The 22,340-nt window shown below is 44.5% G+C and carries 12 protein-coding genes and 2 pseudogenes; 7 read left to right on the plus strand and 7 right to left on the minus strand.

Annotated features, from left to right (window positions below):
* The 4 genes and pseudogenes from B5F78_RS06420 to B5F78_RS06435 all read left to right on the plus strand — a co-directional run.
* Positions 1–221: PD-(D/E)XK nuclease domain-containing protein (locus tag B5F78_RS06420; protein WP_204502519.1), on the plus strand; the 221-nt coding region annotated here is incomplete at its 5' end.
* An 872-nt stretch (positions 222–1,093) separates the two neighbouring features.
* Positions 1,094–4,390 (plus strand): annotated as a pseudogene (locus B5F78_RS06425) (SusC/RagA family TonB-linked outer membrane protein).
* Positions 4,391–4,410: 20 nt separating this feature from the next.
* Positions 4,411–6,435 (plus strand): RagB/SusD family nutrient uptake outer membrane protein, encoded by a 2,025-nt coding sequence (locus B5F78_RS06430; protein WP_087406325.1) that lies wholly within the window; start codon positions 4,411–4,413, stop codon positions 6,433–6,435.
* A 187-nt stretch (positions 6,436–6,622) separates the two neighbouring features.
* Positions 6,623–10,651: a hybrid sensor histidine kinase/response regulator transcription factor gene (locus B5F78_RS06435; RefSeq protein ID WP_087406326.1), complete on the plus strand. Its 4,029-nt coding sequence runs from the start codon at positions 6,623–6,625 to the stop codon at positions 10,649–10,651.
* A 126-nt stretch (positions 10,652–10,777) separates the two neighbouring features.
* Here the strand turns inward: B5F78_RS06435 and B5F78_RS06440 are convergent, their stop codons facing one another.
* Entirely contained in the window at positions 10,778–12,061 is a 1,284-nt protein-coding gene (locus tag B5F78_RS06440; RefSeq protein ID WP_087406327.1) for a UDP-N-acetylmuramoyl-tripeptide--D-alanyl-D-alanine ligase, read from the minus strand.
* Between the two features lie 418 nt (positions 12,062–12,479).
* Between B5F78_RS06440 and B5F78_RS06445 the strand changes: the two genes are divergently transcribed.
* Positions 12,480–13,427 carry an SPFH domain-containing protein gene (locus B5F78_RS06445; protein WP_087208547.1) on the plus strand — a complete coding sequence of 316 codons (948 nt, stop codon included), beginning with the start codon at positions 12,480–12,482 and terminating at the stop codon, positions 13,425–13,427.
* 4 nt (positions 13,428–13,431) lie between these two features.
* Complete coding sequence (locus B5F78_RS06450) at positions 13,432–13,650, plus strand: Arc family DNA-binding protein (protein ID WP_087208519.1); 219 nt, start codon at positions 13,432–13,434, stop codon at positions 13,648–13,650.
* 123 nt (positions 13,651–13,773) lie between these two features.
* Here the strand turns inward: B5F78_RS06450 and B5F78_RS06455 are convergent, their stop codons facing one another.
* From B5F78_RS06455 to B5F78_RS06475, 6 genes and pseudogenes are all read right to left on the minus strand, one after another.
* The gene (locus B5F78_RS06455; RefSeq protein WP_087249533.1) at positions 13,774–14,061 is read right to left on the minus strand and encodes a winged helix-turn-helix domain-containing protein; all 288 of its coding nucleotides are present in this window, start codon (positions 14,059–14,061) and stop codon (positions 13,774–13,776) included.
* Positions 14,046–14,684: a hypothetical protein gene (locus B5F78_RS06460; protein WP_022039110.1), complete on the minus strand. Its 639-nt coding sequence runs from the start codon at positions 14,682–14,684 to the stop codon at positions 14,046–14,048. The genes B5F78_RS06455 and B5F78_RS06460 overlap by 16 nt, the downstream gene beginning before the upstream one ends.
* A 97-nt stretch (positions 14,685–14,781) precedes the next feature.
* Positions 14,782–16,938, minus strand: coding sequence for an outer membrane beta-barrel family protein (locus tag B5F78_RS06465; protein WP_087406328.1), 2,157 nt, complete (start codon positions 16,936–16,938; stop codon positions 14,782–14,784).
* Positions 16,935–17,312, minus strand: coding sequence for a DUF2141 domain-containing protein (locus B5F78_RS06470; protein ID WP_239473398.1), 378 nt, complete (start codon positions 17,310–17,312; stop codon positions 16,935–16,937). Before B5F78_RS06470 ends, B5F78_RS06465 begins: the two co-directional genes overlap by 4 nt.
* Positions 17,313–17,724: 412 nt before the next feature.
* Positions 17,725–17,889: pseudogene (locus B5F78_RS17790) on the minus strand (alpha/beta hydrolase); the annotation flags it as partial.
* Positions 17,890–18,061: 172 nt separating this feature from the next.
* The gene (locus B5F78_RS06475) at positions 18,062–18,760 is read right to left on the minus strand and encodes a RibD family protein (protein WP_087406329.1); all 699 of its coding nucleotides are present in this window, start codon (positions 18,758–18,760) and stop codon (positions 18,062–18,064) included.
* Between the two features lie 494 nt (positions 18,761–19,254).
* On the opposite strand from B5F78_RS06475, the gene B5F78_RS06480 reads away from it, so the two are divergent.
* Positions 19,255–22,338: a SusC/RagA family TonB-linked outer membrane protein gene (locus B5F78_RS06480; RefSeq protein WP_087208531.1), complete on the plus strand. Its 3,084-nt coding sequence runs from the start codon at positions 19,255–19,257 to the stop codon at positions 22,336–22,338.
* Positions 22,339–22,340: the final 2 nt, after the last annotated feature.

Here is a 22,340-nt window from a genome sequence, read left to right on the forward strand (position 1 = left end):
AGGAACAGAGCGAAGGACGGGTGGACTGCATCGTAGAGACACCCGATTACGTCTATATCTTTGAGTTCAAACTGGACGGTTCGGCAGACGAAGCCCTAAAGCAGATAGAAGAAAAAGGCTACGCACGCCCGTATGCTTCCGATAGGCGACTTATCTATAAAATAGGTGCCAGCTTCTCTTCACAGACCGGAACCATTGACGACTGGAAGATTCAAGGCTAATCTTCCAGACGGAACGCTGCCATTAACTGTTTTGAATTTATCGTCCAAAGTATACACGAAAACGGATACATCAAGACTAGAAAAACTTTTTATAGAAATTCAAAACTAATTTCCTGGTTAAATTTATTCCACAAACATTCCATGTAGGGGCATATCGCATACGCCCGAATGCGTTCACTTATCCACGCGGATGTCTTCAGGGCGTATGCGATATGCCCCTACAGTCAATTAGGTAAAATGCGGTATTCATTTTAAATTTCGTAAGCATTCGAGTCAATAACTTACCGACTACTGCCTTTCCGGGTAGAATCATAGCAAGGCGCAGGCGGTTGCGGAAGCCTGCGGATATAGGTGGGTCGGCAAAAACATATAGGTCCATCTGCTGTAAGATTATTAATCTTCAGGCTGCAAGATTATTAATCTTACAAGCGGAAGATTATTAATCTTACACCAGACGAAGTTTTCTGCGTGTTGAGAGAAGAAGATATTAACAACCAGTTTTTAAATCATCTGAGTATGATAAAATACAGTTTTGTAATGCGTACCGAACGGGACGGAGACAACATGTTGGAACTGTGGTATCAATAGAATGCACAAATTCATGCTGCACACATTATAATATTCTTTTATCAAAAATGCTTAGTTTTTTATTGTTAATGCTTAATTTTTATACACATATTTGCAAATAATATGTAGAGAACTTCACTTTTTTGCTCTTCCACATTTAATTTTGATATAATTTCTTTCTTTTTTGCCTAATTTTTTTTTATCTATTCTTTTCTTATGTATTATATTTGCACTCATCAGTTAAGGATAAAGCCTTTAGTGTAATTTGTAATAAAAGTAATGTTTAACTTAAATCTGAAAAACAAATGAGAGATTCGTTTATCAACAATCGAAAAGCCTTGTTTGCTTTACTGGTGTGTGCAGGTTTTATTGCTGGTCATCCTTTGACGGCAATGGCTGAACCGGCTGCTGCCGTAAGCCAACAGCAAACGAACGAAGTGAGCGGTATCGTTCGGGACGCAACAGGAGAAGCTGTCATCGGTGCAAGTGTAGTAGAAAAAGGTACAAATAATGGTATCATTACCGATTTGGACGGAAAGTTTACTTTGAAAGTAAAAAGCGGCGCTGTATTGGAAATATCTTTTATAGGATATAAGACACAGACCGTAGAGGCTGTTCCGGGCAAAACACTTCAAATCACGTTGCAGGAAGATTCTGAAACATTGGAAGAAGTGGTGGTAGTAGGTTACGGTTCGATGCGCAAGAAAGACTTGACCGGTTCGGTGGTGCAAATTAATCCGACCAAACTTGCCGACCAGAACCCGAATACCGTGTAGGATGTATTGCGCGGCACACCGGGTCTGCAAATCGGCTATGATGCTTCGGCAAAGAGTAGCCCAAGTATCCAGTTGCGTGGACAGAACTCATTGGGTACCAATGCCAGCCCGATGATTGTATTGGACGGTATGCCGTTTTATGGCGAACTTTCGGAAATCAATCCGGATGATATCGGTCAGATCGATGTGTTGAAGGATGCTTCTTCGGCTGCTATCTACGGTGCACAGGCAGCGGCAGGTGTCATCATTATCACTACCAAGAAAGGTAAAATAGGCAAACCGGTTATCAATGTCAGTGCCAACCTTGCCGTTAATAAAAAGTCGGCTTACCGTGACTATTTTGATGCGGCCGGTTATTTGAAATACCATCAGGATTATCGTAAGATGGTCAATACGTATGGCCAGGGAGAGGACGGACTTTATGGGTATTACCAAGCAAAAGACGAAAACGGCAACCTGCTTTATCCACAAGGATATTATGATGACCCTCGCCTGATGAGTGATGCAGACCAACAGGCTTGGATGATGAATACGGGTGTGAGTGGTATCGGTCCGACTACGGGAGAGTCGGCACTGAGTCTTTTTGCCCGCCGTTTGGAATTCAATAATTCTCCGTTGGTATTGCAGAATTTCTTGAACGGACAGGTTACAGACTGGAATGACGCTACGTTCCGCACCGGTTTGAATCAGGATTATAATGCCAGCATTTCGGGGGCTACCGAAAGAGTAAATTATTATATGTCGCTTGGTTATATGAAAAATGAAGGTGCCGTAAGAGGTAATGACTATGATGCTTACCGTGCCAACATGAAAGTAAACGCCAAGATTACCGACTGGCTGGAAATCGGTGCCAACGTCAACTTCCAGGACCGTTCGGACGGTGATATGCAGGTATCTTTAGGAAGCAATTATTGGGACAACAACATGCTTCGCAACTCTCCATACGCTTCGATGTATGATGAAGAAACTGGTGGATACGAGCAATATCCGATGTCTGGGTTGCCTACCAATGGCGGATATAACTATTATTTCGACCGCCAGTACTATGATTTGGAAAAAGGGTATACCGTATTGAATACCATCTTCAATGCCAAAGTGACTCTTCCGTTCGGCATTACTTACCAATTCAATATTGCGCCCCGTTACCAGTGGTTCTATAACCGCTACTGGATGTCGGCAGACTTACCAAACGCATCAGCTCCCAGTCGGGGTGTTGACCGAGAATGGAGCAAGAACTTCGACTGGAACCTGAACAACACCCTGACATGGGATAAGACATTCGGTGACCATCATGTGACGTTGACCTTGGTACAGGAAGCCGAAGAGCACCGCTACTGGCAAGATCGTATCGAAGCACGCAATATCACACCGAGTGATGCACTTGGTTTCCATTATACATCTGGTGCTAATAAGACTCAGAGTAACTTCAGTACCAACGATACGCATTACACAGCAGCTTCTTACCTGGGACGTCTGTTCTATAGCTACAAAGACCGTTACATGATTACTGGTTCGTTCCGCCGGGATGGATATGCAGGTTTCGGTGCCAACAATCCTTGGGGTAACTTCGGTTCGGTAGGTGCCAGCTGGATTTTTACGGAAGAAAAATTCATGGAAGATACGAAAGAATGGTGGGACATGGGTAAGCTCCGTCTTTCCTGGGGTACCAACGGTAACCGTGAATTTGGAGATGTATATTCTACATTGGCAAACCTTGCCCTGGCTGGTGGTGAAATGGTGTATTACCAAAACGGTAATTCGAATGTCGTAAATCCGCTTTATATGAGTCGTCTGGCTGCGCCCAACCTGGAATGGGAGAAAACAAAGGCATGGAACGTCGGACTTGACCTTTCGTTCTTTGGAGGCCGGCTGACAGCTAACATGGATTACTATTTTAAGAAAACTACGGATATGATTATGAGCCAACGCCTGCCAAGTTTCTCCGGGTTCGGCAGCATTATGGCAAACTTGGGTGAAGTGCAAAACCAGGGTTTTGAAATCGCCGTCAATTCGACCAACATCGAAAACGACAAGTTTGTTTGGAACACTTCGGTAGGTTTCTCCATCAACAAGAATAAGATTAACCACTTGTATTATGACTATGACGAGAATGGCAACGAACTTAGCGATACATCCAATGGCTGGTATATCGGACAGCCTATCGGCACCATCTGGTATTATGAAACCGACGGTGTATGGCAGAATACGCCCGAAGACATTGCCGCCGCGGCTTTGGTGGGTCAGAAACCTGGTGACCCGAAAGTAATCAACCACTATACGGAAGACGACCAGATAGCGGAAGACGGTACCCGTATCCCGGTGTACAACGATAACGATAAGGTATATTTGGGCACTACCGCTCCTCCTATTTACTGGAATTTCCGCAACGACTTTACCCTGTGGAAAGACCTGACTCTCTCTATCTCATTTTATTCGTACATGGGTCATAAGAGTACGAGCGGCAATTGGCTGAATATCGATAACGGCGGTTCGCAGGTAACCAACGGCTTCAATATGCCGGAAAAGGAATATTGGACTCCGGAAAACCCGACCAATGACTATTGCCGCCTGAATGCAGCAGGTCCGAATACGGGTCTGGCAAGTGGTGTCGATAAACTTTATAACCGTAGTTTTGTACGTTTGGATGACATCACCATCGGTTATACCATTCCGAAGAAATGGACCCGCAAGTTCATGGTAGACCGTATCCGTGTAACGGCAAGCTGCAAGAACGTCTGCACTATCAGCGGATGGGAATATGGTGATCCGGAAACAGGTGGTCTGGCTACACGTACCTTTAACTTTGGTATCAATGTAACACTTTAATCTTTAAATGGAAAACAGTTATGAAAAAAAGAAATTCGATATTTGCAAAGGGATGTATGGTGCTGGCATCTGCCGCCCTGCTGAACACCGGATGCTCTGACGACTTTTTGGCACAAGACCCGTTGTCGTTCTACAATCCGGAAAATACTTATACGACGGAATCCGGTCTGCAAGCCGCTATGGCGATGTGTGACTATGGGCTGAAAGAAATGCTGATGGACGGGAATGGTAATGTTTTGCCGATGGCCTCGCTTTATTTTATGACTGATATTGGTCTGTATGCAAAGACTGATGCAGGTGATATGCAGGATGATTTTGCCAATAAAATCACCCCGACATCGGGTATGAAAGGCGGTGGGGACGAAAACGCCATGCAACGTTTTTGGGACCGTACGTGGAACAGTGTGACTTTTGCCAATACCATCATTTCAAATGTAGATAATGTGGAAGGATTGGATCCGACCCTGCGTGACGAATATTTAGGGCGCGCCTATTTCCATCGTGCGTATGCTTACTATCACGGTGTATTGTTGTTTGGCGATATACCTTTGATTACCAAATTGATTGAGGTGCCTAAACAAAACTATAAGTCGACCAGCAAGGAAGCCATCTTCCAGATGTTGGTACACGACCTGGAGTTTGCCGTAGAGCACGTGCCGCCACAGAGCGAAATCGGTTATATTGGTACCGTCAACCAGGAAGCCTGCATGCAATTGCTTATCAAGTGCTACTTGGTGGTAGGTGAATACCAGAAGGCAGAACAGATGGCTACGGACCTGATTGACAATCATGGCCTGCAACTGATGACCGAATCTTTTGGCACCAATGTACCTTCGGGCAATCCGGATACTTGGCCGGTAGAACGGAATGTGATGTGGGATTTGCATCGTGGCGTGAACATTACAGATGCTTCCAACAAAGAACTGATTATGCCTATCCTGAATTATTATGCAGAAGGTTTTATCTCTTATCCGCTTATGCGTGCCATGTGTGTACATTGGAGTAATGGTATCATCAGAGACCCGCATAACCTTGGCTCGCCAACTTACAATTATGCACGTAATGCAGGTGAATATGATTCACAGTTGGATTGGGTACGTGCTATGGGACGTGGCATCGGATGTTTCCGTACTTCTTACCATTATAACCAGACCATTTGGAACTATGATGGCGAAACGGACTGGCAGGATTTGCGCCATAACCGTCAGGTAGGTAACTGGATTGAAATGACCGACCTGAAATACAATAATCCCAAATCGGACTTCTATGGTCAAAACATGATGCTTTATGCGCCTGAAGATTATATTGACTCGATAAGTGGTGAAGTAATCGTAAGAAAAGGTGACTTGCTTTGTTCAGATACCATCCGCAGTTGGTTCCCTACTCCTTTGTATAAAGTCTATATACTCGACCAAAGCGCAGAAGAGAATATGGGTGCCAACCAGTTTAACGGTGCGACAAATGGTAATACCACTTCGAATGGCAATTTATATTTGTTCCGTCTGGCAGAAACTTACCTGCTCCGTGCAGAAGCTAAGTTTTATCAGGGACGTGCAGCTGAAGCGGCTGAAGATGTAAATATCATCCGTCAGCGTGCCCATGCACAGAAGATGTTCACTACCGTTACCATTGGTGACATTGCCGATGAACGTGCCCGTGAACTTTATCTGGAAGAATGGCGTCAGCCCGAGCTGACCCGTATCTCGTGGTGCCTTGCCCGCAGCGGACAACCGGATGAATGGGGTGAGACTTACGACCTCAACACTTGGGACAAACAGAGCGGAACTGACCTGAACGGTGGAAGTTACTGGTACAAACGTTGTACACGCTACAACATCTTTAATCACGGTACGATTGTTTCAGGTAGGGAGTTGAATTACCGGGTAGACAAACGTAACTTGTTCTGGCCTGTCCCGAACTCGGCTATTACTGCCAACATTGGTGCTCCGTTGCGTCAAAACTACGGTTATGACGGTTATGACGATTCGGTTCCGATGTTTACTAACTGGGAAGAGGCGGTTGCCGATGAAGAAACGGCAAATTAAACAGGTTCAAAGCAGTTTCTAAATATCACAACGAGTTTTCAGTAGGTAAAATGTGGGGCAATCACTGGTCTTTTGCAATCGGTTGGTTGTCCCGCATCTTTATGATAATCATGCGATTCAGGTGTGCTTTTTTATGGATACTCCGCAAACTTGGATAATACACATTTTGTACAGAAATCGGTTTATTATGATAAGACGTATCGTTGCACTTATATTACTGTCTGGGTTGATAGGTTCGTTGTCAGTTTCGGCTCAGCGTGAATTTACATTCAAACGCTTGAATGCTGCCAATGGCATATCGAGCAATTATGTGGTCGATCTGGCGCAAGACAAAGCAGGTAATATCTGGATTGCTTCCGAATCGGGACTAAGCCGGTTCGATGGAAGCCAGTTTACACAATATAATACTTCCAATTCGGATATTACCAGTAATGAGCTGAATGCCATTTACTACAATGCATACGATAATACGCTTTGGGTAGGGACCCAACGCGACGGATTGTGTGTATTTGACTGCCTGCAGCAACGGTTTACGCATTTCTATGATGCCAATAACATGATAACCAATGATGTGACCAATATCGTTCCTGCTACCGATGGAGGATTATGGATTGTACACTATCACTTGGGGGTAGATTATTATGATAATCGGAAACAGGCTTTTACGTCTTTTCGCACCAAAGATGTAAAGGGATTGGAAGGCAATTTCTGGTGCGCAGCCGATAATGGGAAAGGTCAGTTGCTGGTAGGACAACATGCAGATGGGTTGAGTGTGATTGACCTGAAAACACGTACTTGTAAAAACTACCGTCATAATCCGGATGACCCGAACAGCCTTCCTGGAAATACGGTGAAATGTATCTATATTGATAAAGGAAAAAATATTTGGGTAGGCACCACGCAGGGGCTTGCCTTGTTTAACATGGAACAGGAACGTTTCATTTCGTTCCGTCACGACGGGAATAACCCGCATTCGCTTATCTCCAACCAAATCAATAGCATAGGGGAAGACTTGGACGGGAATATCTGGATTTGTACTCATATGGGGGGTGTCAGCATGCTGAATATGCATGCCAATACCTTTACTTCGCCCGAGAATATGACATTTTGCAACATTGGTGTGACCGGTGACTTGCATGGACTTTCTTCACCCAATGCCAGTTGTTTCCTGCAAGACTGCTTCGGGAATATCTGGATTGGAAATTATCGGGGAGGGCTGGATTTCCTGAGTTATAAGCGTCCCGATTTCCAGATGCTGGCGTTTGATACTTCCCGCGACGGAAAGGCGGTTGGCAAACAGGTCTGGGGAATTGCCTTTGATAATCGTGGCAGGCTTTGGGTTGGAGGCGAAAACGAAGTGGCTATATTTCAGAATCGCAGCCTTTGGAAGGTAATCCCGCTGAAAAAAGGAATCATGCCTTATACGCATGTATCTGTTATTTATAAAGACAGGAACGGAATGCTGTGGTTCGGCATGTACCGTGACGGAGTGTTGAGGTGTGACCCGAATACAGGTACGGTTACGCGTATACCGATAAATGAGCCTTATGCCGAGATATGTACTTTTTACGAAGATGCTGACAAGCTTTGGATAGGCACTCAAAACGGATTGTTCTCGTGCCAGAATGATAAAATCCGGCGGGAGGACCGTATCAACGGGCAGCTTGTTGACCCTATGGTGCATGGTATTTTAAGAGATCGGCAAGGAAAACTTTGGATAGGTACTTTCGGAAAGGGCTTTTTCATATTTAATGCTGAAAATAAACTGGTAAAGCGGATAGATGCATCCGGCGGACTGACTTCTAATGCCGTAAATTATCTTTATCAGGCTTCTGAGGGGGATATATGGGCTGCTACGCGTGGTGGATTGGTACATATTACCGATACAAAGACTTACAGCTTTCAAGTATTCGGTACCTCCCAGGGATTGCCGGACAACAATGTAAGAAGCATCATAGAAGATGATGCAGGACAAATCTGGTTAAGTACGAATAAGGGAATCTCGGTGTGGAAAAACGACAGGAGGCAATTCTGTAACTATACTTACACGCAAGGGGTGCCCCAGGGTGATTTTATGGATGGTGCTGTGGGCAAAGATAAGGATGGAAATCTTTATTTCGGTTCACAGAACGGCATTTGTTATTTCCATCCGTCCTTGATTGAAGACAATGAACAAATCGCTTCTATCAAGATAACGGGCGTACGAAGCTATGGCGACAATGCCCAAAACGAACAAAACGCTACTTTTGAACCCATTGAAGACAATGAAGTGAGAATTCCTTATAACAGCAATACCCTCACTCTGTCGTTTAATGTGATGGACTTTACCCAAAGCCAGCAGGTGGAATATGCTTACCTGATGGAAGGGCTTAATAAAACATGGTTTGAGACACATAGCCAGAACAGCATTACATTCCATAGCCTCTTGCCTGGTGAATATGTGTTTAAAGTTAAGGCGCGTCTTCCCAATCAACCTTTTGGAGATGATTTTGCTGCGGTGAAGATTGTGGTAACTCCTCCGTTCTGGCTGACCTGGTATGCCAAGTTATTATATGTTGTTCTTGTGGGGTGTTTCTGTTATTGGCTGATGCGTTCATACAAGCGGAAACTTACTCTTGAGAGCAGGCTCAGCCTGGAGCATCATCAGCATGAAAATGACAAGAAGCTGAATAACGAACGATTGCGGTTTTATACCAACATAACCCATGAGCTGCGTACACCACTTACACTGATTCTCGGGCCGCTGGAAGACTTGCTTGCCGACAAGACGCTTCCGGCTGGAGTTGTCAATAAAATCAGTATTATTCACGATAATGCCAACCGTCTTTTGAATCTTATCAATCAGATTCTGGAATTCCGGAAAACGGAAACAGAGAACCGGAAGTTGAAAGTGGCACAGGATGATTTGGGCAAACTGGTCCAGGAAATAGGCATCAAGTATAAAGAATTGAATCGTAATCCGAATGTCGGCATCAATATCCGGATTACGGCTGACAATACAGTGATTTATTATGATAGTGAAATTATCACAATTATTATAGATAACTTGATGTCGAACGCTTTGAAATATACTCCTAAAGGAGAAATTACTTTGTCACTCGATGCAAGCGAGGAAAACGGTGTGCGCTATACGGAGATTACGGTGGCTGATACCGGGCATGGCATTTCGAAGGAATCACTGAATCATATATTCGAACGTTATTACCAGGGAGAGGGAAAATACCAGGCTTCCGGCTCGGGTATTGGGCTTTCGCTCGTCAAGTCGCTTGCTGATTTACATCAGGCAACTGTCGATGTACAAAGTGAAGTGGATAAAGGCAGCCGGTTTACCCTCAGGCTGTTGACCGAAAACACGTATCCTAATACCAGTCATCGGAGTATCGTGACCCGAAACAGAAACGAACAGACAGAGTTGGCGGATGCACGGAGTGAGACAAAACCCATTATTCTGCTGGTAGAAGACAACCGGGATATCTGTGAATACATCCGCAGTTCGTTTGGTGAGAAATATGAGGTGTTGGTTGCTAACGATGGAAAAGAGGGATGGGATATTGCTTCGAACCGGATACCCAATATCATTGTGTCTGACATTATGATGCCGGTGATGGATGGCATCGAGCTTTGTAAGGCAGTGAAAGAAGATATGCGTACCAGCCATATACCGGTTATTTTGCTGACGGCAAAAGATACGATTCAGGATAAAGAGGAAGGATATGCAGCCGGTGCCGATTCATTTATCACCAAACCGTTTAGCGCCCGTTTGCTCAACAGCCGTATAGACAATATCCTGGATAACCGTAAGAAACTGGCAAAGGTTATCATTGCTGGATTGAAAACAGAAGATGAACCGGAAAATGCTGGAGAACCAGAACAAAAGCTGAGTAATCTGGATAAAGTGTTTCTGCAAAAAGTTACGGCTATCGTGGAAGAACACTTGAATATGGAAAAAATGGATTTGGCTTTCATTGCGGATAAGATGTGTATGAGCCATTCTACTCTTTATCGGAAAATCAAAGGTCTGACCGAAATGTCTGCCAATGAATTTGTCCGCAAAATCAAGATACGGAAAAGCCTGGAACTTATCAGTGATGGAGGATATTCCATCGCTGAAATAGCAGATTTGACCGGATTTAGTAGTGTGGCTTATTTCCGTCAATGCTTCAAGGACGAATATGGAGTGACTCCTACCGAATACTTAAAGCAGGACAAGAGATAAAACCGTTTCAGAAAGCCGGCATTTAGCCATCAATGAGTTAAAAGGGAGTTAGAAATATTGGCTCTAACTCCCTATAATTCCTGATTCACATGATTCAGGTTTTGCAGGTTAATGGCGGTTGAGCAATTATAAATAATCGGGAATCTGGCTCAATTTCATACTGTTGGAACCTTTTATTAAAATGGTGTATCCTTCGGGCTTTTCCTGCTTCAAGGTTTCGATAAGTTGGTATACATCTTGATAATGTTCGTATCCGGAAGGTATAGCCGCAAATTCAGGACCCACCAGTACGATTCGCTCGAAAGGACATGTCTTTAAATAGGTTATTACTTTTTGATGTTCCTCAATACTGGATTTGCCCAACTCTTTCATATCGCCCAAAATAACCATCCTGTGGGGAACCTGCATTTGCCGGAAATTTTCCAGTGCAGCGTGCATGCTGGTAGGGTTGGCATTATAGGCATCAATGATGAGGCGGTTTGAAGCGGTTTCTTTCAGTTCTGAACGGTTGTTTTGGGGAAGATAAGAGGCGATAGCCTTGCAAATATCTGTATCGGGAACTCCGAAATAACGTCCTATTGCTACTGCTGCCAATGCATTGTCCAGGTTATAGCTACCTATTAAATGGGTTTGTACTTCGTGTGAAATACTTTCCGATGTCCAGCAGAAGGAAAGATACGGAGAACACCCTGTTGTCTTTCCGCTTACAAACAGACCTGGGGCCTGTCCGTAACGTATGCAATGCAGTTGGCTGGCAATGTTGTTCAGATAAGGGTTCTCGTTTTGGATGAAGATGGTCGACCCGCTTTTCCCGCGTAAATAATCGTATAATTCTCCTTTTGTACGGATAACCCCTTCGAATGAGCCAAACCCCAATAAATGTGCCTTGCCTACATTGGTAATCAGTCCGTAGTCGGGTTCGGCTATATGTACCAAGGTCTTGATTTCTCCCGGATGATTGGCTCCCATCTCTACTACTGCCATTTCATGTTGGGGAGTAAGGCGCAATAAAGTCAGCGGAACTCCGATATGATTGTTCAGGTTTCCTTGAGTGAACAGGGTGTTGTATTTGCAACTCAGTACAGCAGATACCAATTCCTTGGTTGTGGTCTTTCCGTTTGTTCCGGTGATACCGAGTATCGGCGTTTTGAGTTGACGGCGGTGGTAGGTAGCCAAGCGTTGCAAGGTTGTCAGGCAATTGTCTACCAGGATACAATGTTCGCCTGCATATTCCGGTTCGTCTACTACGGCATAGCGGCACCCTTGTGCCAATGCCTGCGCTGCAAAGGCATTGCCGTTGAATGTTTCTCCTTTCAGGGCTACGAACATACTTCCTTGTGGGCAATGACGGCTGTCTGTCGTAATTCCTTTGCATGTCAGAAAAAGGCTATACAATTCTTCCAGTTTCATTTTTCTTTGTAATTAGATAATTTGATATCCGCATTTAGTCCAATTTGCTGTAGGAGCGTATTGCGGATATTCATTTAGATAATGTGGGCACAAATATATACATAATGAATGGGAAATAGGCAAGAACATTAAGAAACTGTTTCGGATTTCTATAAAAAATGTTCTTGGCGTGGTGTCTGATGGAACGCAGCTTCTAACTCTTGAATCGAATAAAAATAAATGAAGATTCATAAACAGCCAATGTAGGGACGTATCGCATACGCCCGAATGCACCAACTTATCCATGTAGAGCTTTTTCAGAGCGTATGCGATATGCCCCCTGCAATCAATTTGAAAATATTCCTTTTACTCTTGTTTGTATCAATTCATTTATATATATTTGTGATATTAAAATAATATCAACTTTAATGTTATGTTTATGGAAACAAAAGAAATGATTTTCAAAGGATTCAGGCTGAATGGATTTGCAATGTTATTCGTGCATCTGATTATCGTAAGTGCTGCTATTGTAGGCTGTTTTGTACAGGTATCCGAAGCGGGATATGCTATCGGCGTATTGCTTTTCCTTGTATGGTGTGTGCTGTTTGCCGGTTATATGCAATTGGAGCCTAATGAAGCGCGTGCTATGGTGTTTTTCGGTAAATATAAAGGTACGTTTAAAGAAACCGGATTTTTCTGGGTCAATCCGTTTCTTGCCAAGAAAAAACTCTCGCTCCGTGCACGTAATCTCGATGTGGAACCCATTAAGGTCAATGATAAGATAGGGAATCCCATTCTTATCGGACTGGTGCTGGTATGGAAGCTGAAGGATACGTACAAGGCTATGTTTGAAATTGATTCGCAAACGATGGCGGCAAGTGGAAAAGAAGCTGCAGCCAATGCCGGCAATGCCATAGCCGGACGGATGAATGCTTTTGAGAATTTTGTGAAAATACAGAGTGATGCTGCATTGCGTCAGGTGGCGGGACAATATGCTTATGATGACAATGAAGGCGAGACAGGTGAACTGACTCTTCGTTCGGGAGGAGATGAAATCAACGAACAATTGGAACAGAAACTGAACGAACGGCTTGCAATGGCGGGTATGGAGGTTGTGGAAGCACGTATCAATTACCTTGCATATGCACCCGAAATTGCTGCCGTAATGCTTCGTCGCCAACAGGCTTCGGCAATTATCAGCGCACGCGAGAAGATAGTAGAAGGTGCTGTATCAATGGTTCATATGGCACTCGACAAGTTGGAAAAAGACCAGATAGTAGAACTGGACGATGACAAGAAGGCCGCTATGGTGAGTAATTTGCTGGTAGTGCTTTGTGCCGATGAGTCTGCCCAACCTGTTCTGAATACGGGTACGTTGAATCATTAATCCTATGGCAAAGAAAGAGAGTACAACCAAAAGTTTCGTCTTGAGATTGGATGCGGATACAATGGAGGCTGTCGAGAAATGGGCAGCCGATGAGTTTCGTAGTACCAACGGGCAACTTCAGTGGATTATTACCGAAGCGTTGCGGAAGAGCGGCAGGTTGAAAAAAAGAAAACGTAGTGTGCAGCAGGAAGAAAATACAGCATCCGGAACCGCTGAGATATAGAAACTGTTTCAGTCTTCCTAAACATTAGAGATGATGTGCAATCGTCTCTACTATGATAAAGGGGACATGCCATGTCCGTAGGCATGCCCCTTTCAGACTTGTGCATATAGTTGCCTTCGCCGTTCATTCTAAGTGCAAATACACCTTCAGCGTATTGACGTACTCCTCAAAAGCGGCCCTTCCTTCGGGGGTGATGCGGCATGTGGTGCGTGGGCGTTTCCCTTCAAAGCCTTTTTCGATGGTGATATAGCCTGCTCCCGCCAGCTTGTCGAGCTGTACGCTCAAATTGCCGGCGGTGGATTCGGTCTTCTCTTTCAGGTATACAAAGTCTGCCTCCTCTTTCACCATCAGGATAGACATCACGCCAAGTCTTAGCTGGGAATGCAGCAACGGATTCAGTTCTTTCGGCATAGCTTCTTGGCTTTACGGTTAATGATATGTCCGGGGATAATCATCATCAAGATAAAACAAAGGATGTACAAAGGTATCGCCCAAGTGATATAAATCGGTATGTCGCAGATGGCGCAGCTTGCCACGACTCCTCCCGCGGCTATACTGAACAACCCTCCGAATGTCAGACTTTGTTCACGGATGATAATCCCTTGCGCTATGCTTCCGAATCCGATAATGATGAAAGCGTATGCAAACATCAGTACCCAGCAGTTGTATCCGCAAAACATAAAAGCCATGCAAATAGCTGCAAACAAGCAGGCAATAATGCCTACGCTCTTCCAGATTCCGGCGGAAACCTTATCAACGTAGCTGGACGAATGTGGCTTTACGTTGGCTTCTTTCCTTTTTTGTTTTTGCGTAACCCCATACCCGATGAGGGGAATCAGGAACCAAAGCCAGTTGACTTGTGGGGTTTGAACCCATAAAAGCAGGGCATAGACAAGGATAGCCGTGCATACCGACACATATCCCCATAGTAACAACATATTCCCGTCGCCTACTTCCAATTTGTTTTTCGTCTCCTGAATCATGCGTGTGATGATTTCCAGGCTTTCTTTTTCGTTTAATGTCTTTTCTTCCATAGTCTTAATAAAATGGTTTATGTTATAAACTTTATGCGGAAAAATAAAAGCAAGAAAACGAGGACTTGCTTTTGCTTGCAAATATAAAACGGTTTCATCAATCTGCCAAACGGTTCCGCTGGGAAAATTTGCCTTTTTCCACTTCCGTCTTTTTCGCTTGTTTCCCTTTTCCGAAGTTCCATGCGATTCCTATTTTCCATGTCCTCCTTTGCGAAGCTGTGTGGATATGTATGTCTCTCTCGTAGTCTTCCGTATGGCATGCATAGCCGGAAGAACGGTCGAACAGATTGTCTATGCCCAGCGTGAGTATCCATTTCCCTTGATTGAATTTTTTCTGCAAGCGGATGTCTGCCGTGTGATAGGGATTGATTTCGCTATTCCCCGAATATAAGCGTGAAGTTCCGCTGTATTTCATTTCAAGTGAAAGATCCCAAGGCAGGAAGCATTCGGCTTGGGCGCGGATGAAATAAAGCCAATGGCTTTGCCGTTCCTCTTCGGGATTCATATAGATGTCTTGCCTGGATCCGATAAAGTTGGCGGTAAGGTTTAGCCAGCCTGTGGGTTGCCAAGGAGCGGAAATTGCAACGAACCAATGATTTTCCCGATGGTGGTTTTCGTAGGTGACGTATGCGATGTCCGGATTTGCTTCGTCTTGCTTGGTAAACTCGCGAATCAGGTTTTTATGCAGATTGCCTCCTATGGTTAAGGTGTAGCGGTATTTGTAGATTAGCGTCAGGCTGAAGCGGTTGATGTAAGTAGGCTTCAGCCAAGGGTTTCCTATCTGGTAGCTATAGTCGGAGGTTTGTGTCCGGTTCGGGTTTAGTGCCGCGAATGCCGGGCGTTCGATGTACTTGCCATATTGTCCTGCCAGCATCCAGTGTTGGAGAGGGTCGAACGCATAGCTGACATCCATGTGCGGAAACCAGTCGAAATACCGTTGGTTTACGTTGTTTTCCCGGTTAGAGGTATGGGTATATTCCAACCGGAGTCCGGCTTTTACCGTCCATTTCCTTCGGGTAAATGTGTATTGTGCATACCAGGCGGCTATCTGTTCCCGGTAATCCCGTGTATAACCGAAATCGGGCAGGGGCGTCCACGTGGTTCCGCTACGGAATCCTTCGTATGCCGAAGTGTTATCGGTATAGGTTTGTGTGTATTTGGCACCTGTTTGGAAAGATTTGCTATTCCATGACACATCTGCGTTGATAATCCGGTAATCGGCTTTTGTTTGCGACCGGTATAAAGTATCCTTTTTGTAATCCCCGGCTTGGCGCAGGATGTTGTAGCGGTTTTTTCCTTTTGCATGTTTGCCGGTATAGTCTGCCAATATTTTTAATGTCGAACAGGAATGTGACAGGCGGTGCTGGTAGCTGAAATTAACGGATGTCATGTCGTAATCAGATTTTTGGTGGTAATTCCCATGGCTATAGACCGTTTCATGTCTGTTGCTTATTGCGTCACGGCTATGCGACGGGTTATCGGATGAATGGCGGAAGTATTCCACTTCCAGTCCGAACGTATTCAGCGTGTCGGGCGAGAAGATGATGCCCGAGCGGAACGTCTCATAATCTGATGTTTGCTTTCGTGCTCCTGTGCTTTGAAACTGTTTGCCTGTTTGGCGATAGATGCGGTCTTCGTTCCAATCGCTTGCATCTTCCGGTTTCCAGGTTATGGAAGCGGAAGCGTACCAGTCCCATTTGTCCCAATGTGCATGCCAACTTCCGTTAGGCTGATATTGCTGGGCGGAATGTTCTGTTGTGGACATCAGCGAGAAATGCCCTTGCCAACCTTTCTGCTTGGGTTTTCTTAACAGGATATAGACAGCACCGCCTTGAGCGTTTGCATCTTTTTCAGCTCCGGAGAAGGGAAGTATCTCGATGCGCTGGATGTCTGCCGATTGCAAGGATTGCAGGCGGAAGTACAGAAGTTCTCCTTCCAGCCTCACTTCCTGTCCGTTGATATAGACTTTGGCTCCAGACGCTCCGTTGATGGAAATCCCTTTGTCGGAAAGCCATACACCGGGTGCTTCTTTCAACAATTCAATTCCGTTTTTTCCCGAGGATGGTGTCACTTGCATGATAAACCGGTCGGCATTCCGCTTGATTTTACTGCTTCTCACCGTTATCTCTGGCAGGTCGTAGGTTTTCAATGTAGCATGGATGCTGTCCGTCAATGCCTGTGGGGCGATAGGCATCGCATGTAGAAGTGCAATGCCTCCTGTATATAATAGGTAGAGAAAGACCAGGCGTTTCATCGTTCTAAAGGATTATCGAAATAAAACAATTTCAACTTACATGCATCTTCTTTTTTCTTCGGATGATGCTTTTCCCGTGCAAAACCTTCTACAGGTTTTCCCTGTTCGTCTGTATCTATTTGCCAATTTTCGTTTTCATCGTGAAAGACAGAAATGGTAAAGTGGTCCCAAGTCACTTCTTCTATTGTGATGGTCACCTCTCCCTTTTGTGCTTTTGCCATTCCGTAAACAGGTTTGTTTTGTCCGTCCGCTTGAAGCATGACCAAGATATTCCCGTTATCATTGCGGATATTGTCGATGGAGATAGAAAATCCTTTGGCTGAAGCAGATACAGACAAGCTTAACAGCGCGATTATAAAGCAGATTGTTTTCATAATCATTTATTGTTTTAAGTTGATAAATAAGTTTATAGTATAAACCAAATACGTTAAATAAAAGCAAGAGTGCGCGCTTTCCCTTGCTTCTGTTTTGCAAATATAGAATAGTTTATTTTATAAACCAATAAAAGGAAATGATTTAACTTCTTTTTTTATTAGAGTCTTGCTTACATTATTTTATATGAACATCGGTATTTAGAAGAAACTGTTTTGAATTTCTACAAATAGTTTTTTGGGTTTGATGTGTTCGTTTCATGTGTTCACATGACTGCCTTGTTTGTAAGATTATTAATCTTCATGCCGAAAGATTATTAATCTTCACGCTGTAAGATTATTAATCTTACAAACGGTGCAGCTATATTGTGGTAGAACTGTTCGATTTTATCGAACGGGATTTTTCGCTGAATTAACGTGAGTGTGCTTTCTCGCCGTGGACAAGCAATACGGCATTGCGGATTTCACCGGCGTACGTCAGAATCGGCATGTTGAGGAACGAAAGTGAAGAAGTCTGATTCCATCCACCGTTCGAGTTGAGCGAACGTTTGTGGTAGCCGCGTTGGGTTTTGTAGTAAGCCTTGCTGTGGTCTACCTTGTCGCTCTGCGGGAATACTTTGTTCTACGTTTGTGTTAAATCAGTTTTTCTTCTATAAAGCTATTAGAATTGATGGGATTATTCATAAGGCTGGAGGTGGCAAATAAGCCTGCCTGCAGGGTTGTATAAAGTCTTTTCAGTGGATGTTTCATGGTTAAGGCCTGCTTGGGTTTGTAGTGTCAATGACGTTATAGCGCAACCAGGCGGAGTTTTCACCGATGCGTTCCATACTTTTCAGTTTCAGAAGGGTGGTGGGGTAATTTTTATCATCAATGCCATCGAATACGGCGGTCATTCCTTTCCTTCCATCGATTCCGGCACCGATTACCAGGCTTACTTCATCCAGCAGTCCGGCTTTCAGAAAGGCTCCGTTGATGTGTCCTCCTCCTACGATGGCAAGACGTTCTACGCCAAAATGTTCATTCAGCATCTTTACGGCTTGGGTCAAGTCAACTTTTTCTTTTCCGGTTGTTATCCACGAAATGTTTTGTCTGCATAAGGTGTCAAGATAGGTTTGCGCCACTTGTTCACTTGCGATGACGAGCATTGGTTTTCCGTCAATATTGTTGCCAGGCCATTTCAGCTTGCCTTTCGAGTCGAGTACGATGGAATATCCTTTTGCTTCTGTTGCCTTGTAAAACGAAGATTGGTTTGCCGGTTTCGGATTGTCGGTGTGAAAAGGTTCGGGTAAGGCAATGTGCATGGCCGCCGTTATACGTCCTGATAAATCGGAGTCGCAAGCCAGTTGCTCCAGTGCTTCGTAATATTCGTTTCCGCCAATGCGTTCCGTCATATCGCAGTCAATGCGTCCGTCTATGGATGCCATCATGTGGCAAATGATGTAAGGTTTCATGATGTTGATTCATTTTTTATGATTACAAAGACAAAGATAGGGCAGAACTTATTTAGTCTGATTGCTGAAAGGCTCAATTTATATTGTTGAAAAGTTCAAAATGAAAGATATGCTTTTTATAATATGATTGTCCGCATTTCACTAATAAGAAGTTATTTCAGGGAGTTAAAGGGAGTTAGAAGCCAATGCATTTACTAATGGAAATCCTAACAGAACTATTGTCCTTTAACTCCTGTGGGCGAAGCGAGCATAACTTCTTCTAACTCCTTTCATACCATTGACATTTTGCGGACATTCATTTTTTTATAGTGTGGCAATGTTGCACAGATTGTGGATTTTTTCTACAATAATATCTGCCGGTTTGATTTCCTTCTTTATTTTTTGCAATGGTAAAATGTTGTTGTTTAATGTGTTTTGATGAATCGGATGTGAAAAGCCGGTGTTTGGTATTTGTTTTGCAAGGGAAGTAGTGTATAGGCAAAAATTTATAACTTATGTCAAGAGAGAAAGTATTGTTTATTTTCATTGCCTTGTTTTTAGTGGGGCAGACGGTTGTCGCTCAAAACCGTACATTGCAAGGCATTATCACTTCGGCTGAAGACGGCGAACCCTTGATTGGGGCTGTCATCGCCATTAAAGGAAACGAAGCTCAAGGTACGATTACTGATATCAACGGGCATTATACGCTTGATGTGCCTTCTGAGACTCAGGCTTTGATTGTTTCGTATGTAGGTATGAAAACTCAGGAAGTCCGTATCCCTCATGGGCGTGACAAGTTGAATATCATTTTGCAGCCTGATAATCAGATGTTGCAGGAAGTCGTAGTGACGGGATATGGTAATTTTACCAAGTCGTCATTTACCGGTTCTGCCAATACCTTGCGGGCGGATATGATGAAAGACATTCCTGTTATGAATGTGGAGCAGAAACTGGAAGGGATGACTACCGGTGTGAACATTACCGGAAGTTCGGGGCAACCGGGTGCCAATCAAAGCATCCGTATCCGTGGTATGGGATCGTTTAACGCGTCGCAAGAACCCTTGTTCGTAATTGACGGCGTGCCGGTTACTTCCGGAAATTTAAGTACAGGAGGCTTTGACGCATCGTATATGAATAATTCGAAAACAAATATCATGAGCACGCTGAACCCTTCTGATATTGAAAACATAACGGTGATTAAAGATGCGGCTGCAGCTTCGCTTTACGGTTCGCGCGCGGCTAACGGCGTTATCTTGATTACCACCAAACGGGGGAAATTAGGCAGGACGCAAGTCACGCTGAATGTGTCGGGAGGATTCTCAAACTCTGCTGTCGATTTCCGGCCGACACTGAACGGTGACCAACGGCGTGAATTATTGTATGAGGGCTTGGTGAATTATGCTACAGACCAGGGGATGGAATCGCCCACGGAATATGCCGACGGGCTGATAGACAATTATGCTTCCATTCCTTCGATGGGATATACGGACTGGCGTAAGGAATTGCTTCGTACGGCTTCCCAGCAGCGCTATGAGGCATCGGTTTCGGGAGGAAGCGAACGCACGACATATTATGCTTCGTTGGGGTATGACAAGCAGGAAGGGCTTGCCAAGAACTCAAGCCTGAAACGTTATTCTGCCCGTCTGAACCTGACTCAAAAGGTTGGCAGGTATGGTGAAGTGGGAGCTAACATGATGTTCTCGCAGATGAACCAGGAATTGAACGAGGAACGTACTTCTGCCATAAATCCTTTCTTTGATGTGGCTGTGACGATGAATCCCTCAATGACTGTACGCGATGAGGAAGGCAATTATACGGGAGCTTATCCGGGGTCTTCATTGAATCCGTTGCGGGATATCTTGACCGACTACAACCGTACCCGCATGACTCGTATGTTCAGTACGGGATATGCCCAGATAGAACCCCTAAAGGGACTGAAGCTGAAGGAAACGTTGAGTTACGATTACAATATCCAGAAGGATGCCCGTTATTACAATCCGCTCAGTTCGGCGGGACCCAAAAGCGGGAGCGATGCCCGTACGGCGAAAGGGTTTATCGAATATGGACGGCTGAACTCGTCTACCTCTATTAATTATGTGCATACATTTGCAGACAAGCATAATCTGGATGTTCTGGCAGCTTATGAAGTAGAAAGTTATGAGACCGACCATGCCGTAGGCGAGGCGTTCGGTTTGCCTTCCGGAATATTGACAGAACCGGACAATGCCGCCTCATTGAGCGACTTTATGTCATCGACGCAAGCTTATCGGATGATTTCGTATTTGTCGCGCCTGAATTATAATTATGATGACCGCTACTATGTGGCAGGGAGTTTCCGCCGGGACGGAAGCTCGCGCCTTTCGCCGGATAACCGTTGGGGGAATTTCTGGTCTGTGTCGGGCATGTGGAACATCGGCAACGAATCGTTCATGCAGCCTGTGCGCCATATTTTGAGTGACTTGAAAATACGTGCATCCTATGGTGTGAACGGAAACCAGCCGAATTCGTTATACGGATATATGGGTTTGTATTCGTATGGGCAGAACTATATCGGCAATGCGGGCTCGTATGAATCGTCCCAGCCGAATTCGAACTTGAAGTGGGAAAAGAACTATAACTTGAATATCGGATTGGATTTGTCTTTCATTAACCGTATCTTTATCAGTCTGGAATATTATAACCGCGACACGAAAGACTTGCTGTATAATTTGCCAATCAGTTCTACAACCGGTTTTACCAGTTATCTTGCCAATGTGGGGCAATTGAACAATAAAGGGGTGGAATTGGAATTGCGTACCTTGAACTTTTCTTCGAACGGTTTTAACTGGACTACGATTTTCAACTTGAGCCATAACCGGAATAAGATTGTATCGCTGAACGGCGAGCTGGAGCAGTCTATCGAAGGCACGTGGTTCATTCATAAGGTAGGGTTGCCGTATCATACGTTTTATGTAAAGGAGTACGCCGGTGTGGATCCGCAGACCGGACAGGCGCAATATTACTTGAATACCACCAATGAAGACGGAAGCCTGAACCGTTCGCTTACGACGGATGCAAATGCAGCTCAAGCCATCGCTTATAAGGGAGCGGAGCCGAAGGTGTCGGGCGGTTTGACCAACCAATTCCGTTATCGGGACTTTGATTTGAGCTTTACCTTGACTTATTCGTTGGGAGGATATTCTTTCGATAAAGCCGGAACTTATATTGAAAACGGGACAACTGGAATTTATGGGAACGAAACCGGAAGTACGGGTTATAATTTGTCCGTTTATACGCTCAACCGTTGGACGAAGCCCGGTGATGTGACCGATGTGCCGCGTTTTGTCTATGGAGAAGCGGCTGGACCGCAAAACTCTTCACGTTATATTCACAGTACCGACCATTTGCGGTTGAAGAGCTTGACTTTCGGTTATACTTTGCCCGAACGTTGGACACAAAAGGTATTGCTGCAGAATGCCCGTGTTTATTTTTCCGGAAGCAATTTGCTGACATGGGCGAAATGGAAATATTACGATCCGGAAACTCCGGTGAATGGCGAAGTGTTCTGTGAAGCTCCGACTATGCGCACATTCAGTTTTGGTGTACAATTAACTTTCTAATT

Source organism: Bacteroides sp. An279, from assembly GCF_002159615.1.
GTDB lineage: Bacteria > Bacteroidota > Bacteroidia > Bacteroidales > Bacteroidaceae > Phocaeicola > Phocaeicola intestinalis.

What these genes read in the sequence shown, in the direction of transcription:
- B5F78_RS06430 (WP_087406325.1), top strand. Translation starts at nt 4,411, where the DNA reads ATGAAAAAAAGAAATTCGATATTTGCAAAGGGATGTATGGTGCTGGCA.
- B5F78_RS06435 (WP_087406326.1), top strand. Translation starts at nt 6,623, where the DNA reads ATGATAAGACGTATCGTTGCACTTATATTACTGTCTGGGTTGATAGGT.
- B5F78_RS06440 (WP_087406327.1), bottom strand. Translation starts at nt 12,061, where the DNA reads ATGAAACTGGAAGAATTGTATAGCCTTTTTCTGACATGCAAAGGAATT.
- B5F78_RS06445 (WP_087208547.1), top strand. Translation starts at nt 12,480, where the DNA reads ATGGAAACAAAAGAAATGATTTTCAAAGGATTCAGGCTGAATGGATTT.
- B5F78_RS06450 (WP_087208519.1), top strand. Translation starts at nt 13,432, where the DNA reads ATGGCAAAGAAAGAGAGTACAACCAAAAGTTTCGTCTTGAGATTGGAT.
- B5F78_RS06455 (WP_087249533.1), bottom strand. Translation starts at nt 14,061, where the DNA reads ATGCCGAAAGAACTGAATCCGTTGCTGCATTCCCAGCTAAGACTTGGC.
- B5F78_RS06460 (WP_022039110.1), bottom strand. Translation starts at nt 14,684, where the DNA reads ATGGAAGAAAAGACATTAAACGAAAAAGAAAGCCTGGAAATCATCACA.
- B5F78_RS06465 (WP_087406328.1), bottom strand. Translation starts at nt 16,938, where the DNA reads ATGAAACGCCTGGTCTTTCTCTACCTATTATATACAGGAGGCATTGCA.
- B5F78_RS06470 (WP_239473398.1), bottom strand. Translation starts at nt 17,312, where the DNA reads ATGAAAACAATCTGCTTTATAATCGCGCTGTTAAGCTTGTCTGTATCT.
- B5F78_RS06475 (WP_087406329.1), bottom strand. Translation starts at nt 18,760, where the DNA reads ATGAAACCTTACATCATTTGCCACATGATGGCATCCATAGACGGACGC.
- B5F78_RS06480 (WP_087208531.1), top strand. Translation starts at nt 19,255, where the DNA reads ATGTCAAGAGAGAAAGTATTGTTTATTTTCATTGCCTTGTTTTTAGTG.